We start from the raw sequence: 1791 nt of genomic DNA, 5'->3' as shown, positions 1-1791 counted from the left end.
CCCGAGTTCGACAGTTATCCACTGAAAATCGTCTCTTTTACACGCCTCAGGCCAGTATTCATGCGGGTTTCCGCTTTTTAGACGCCTAAAACCCTGTAGTGGCATGCATGTGGATATCTTTTCTGTTTTAAAGGTCATAAAGAGATGATAAAGTCATGGCATGTACGTCAAAGTCACCAAGTCCGGCCCTCGCAAGTATGTGCAGCTCGTTGAAGCCTATCGAGACGAGAACGGCCGCCCAAAACAACGCACGATTGCGACCCTCGGCCGTCTCGACAAGCTCGGTGATGAGTTGGAGTCCGTGGTCGAAGGTCTGTGCCGAATTACCGGGCGATCGCTGCCGGATAAGCCCGCCGTCAGCTTTGAGTCATCTCGTGCCTTGGGTGATGTCTGGGCACTGACTCAGCTCTGGAATGCGCTCGGCTTTGAACAGCTGCGCAAGGCCTTCCGCGGTACGCGTCACAGCATCCAGATCGAAGCCTTGATCCGCATTATGGTCATGAATCGCCTGACCTCGCCGGACTCCAAACTGGGCGTGCTGCGCTGGCTGGAGACTGTCTGTGTTCCCGGTGTTGGCAGTATCAAAAAAGTCGACCATCAGCACCTGCTGCGGGCAATGGATGCGCTCAATACCCAACGCGATGCCGTCAATGACAAAGTCATTGAACTGCTGCGCCCGCTGATCGATCAGGAACTGTCAGTCGTCTTCTACGACATGACCACCATCCGTGCCGAAGGCTTGACCGAGCAGGACGAAGAACTCAGGCAGTACGGGCGTTCCAAGGACGGCGGCATCCGTCGTCAAGTCATGCTGGGCATGGTTCAGACGGCCGAAGGACTGCCGCTGTACCATGAGGTGTTTGAAGGCAACACAGCAGAAGTTAAAACGCTTCAGCCCACCCTGAAAACGATCATTGAGCGCTTCCCGGTGAAACGCATTGTCGTGGTTGCGGACCGTGGGTTACTGTCGGTCGACAACCTGGATGAGCTGAAGCAGATGACACTGCCGAACGGTCAACCGGTTGAGTTTATTCTGGCGGTTCCCGGGCGTCGTTATAGTGACTTCGAACCGATCCTGGAGCCCTTGCAGCGCACGGTTTTTGACTCCGCCGACGCGGAAGTGATCACAGAGACACACTGGCAGGAGCAGCGCCTGATCGTAGCCCACGATCCCGTACGTGCCGCCGATGAAACCGTGGCCCGTGATGCCAGAATCAACGCGATCGAAGAGGAAGCACAGCGCCTGACCGAGAAGCTTATCCGGCAGGATGAAGGCAAGACCACACGCGGTCGCAAACTGTCCGATGGCGGCGCAACAGCCCGTTTATACAAAGAGGTCAGCGAATCCTCGTTGGCCAAAATCGTGCGTATTGACCTGAAAAGTGAACTGTTTAGCTACGATATTGACGAAAAAGCCCTGAAACGTGCACGCCTGATGGATGGCAAGCTGCTGCTGGTCACCAACGTCAAGGACCTGTCACCAACAGAGGTGGTCAAACACTACAAATCACTGGCAGACATCGAGCGAGGCTTCAAGGCGCTGAAATCGGATATCGAAATCGGCCCGGTATACCACCGGCTGCCTGAGCGGATCAGAGCCCATGCCATGATCTGCTTTATCGCTTTGGTTCTGCACCGCGTGATGCGGATGCGCTTAAAGGCAGCAGGCTCTGAGCATTCGCCCATGCGGGCACTGGAGCAGTTACGGCGTATCCAATATCACCAGGCAACCCTCGGTGGCAGCACCGTGACAGGCGTGTCCAGTATGAGCCGTGAGCAGCTGGATATCTT

At 55.7% G+C, this 1791-nt stretch carries 1 protein-coding gene; it reads left to right on the top strand.

The genetic code is table 11. The features are described from left to right. Positions 1-160: 160 nt before the first annotated feature. Positions 161-1791, top strand: a 1631-nt coding sequence (locus ABIE61_RS18730; RefSeq protein ID WP_354412401.1) for an IS1634 family transposase, incomplete at its 3' end; no start/stop codon positions are given.

This window comes from Marinobacterium sp. MBR-111, from assembly GCF_040547585.1.
Taxonomy (GTDB): Bacteria; Pseudomonadota; Gammaproteobacteria; order Pseudomonadales; family Balneatricaceae; genus Marinobacterium; species Marinobacterium iners.
The sequence above is the reverse complement of the archived record's forward strand: the minus strand, read 5'-3'. Positions and strand labels throughout refer to the sequence as shown.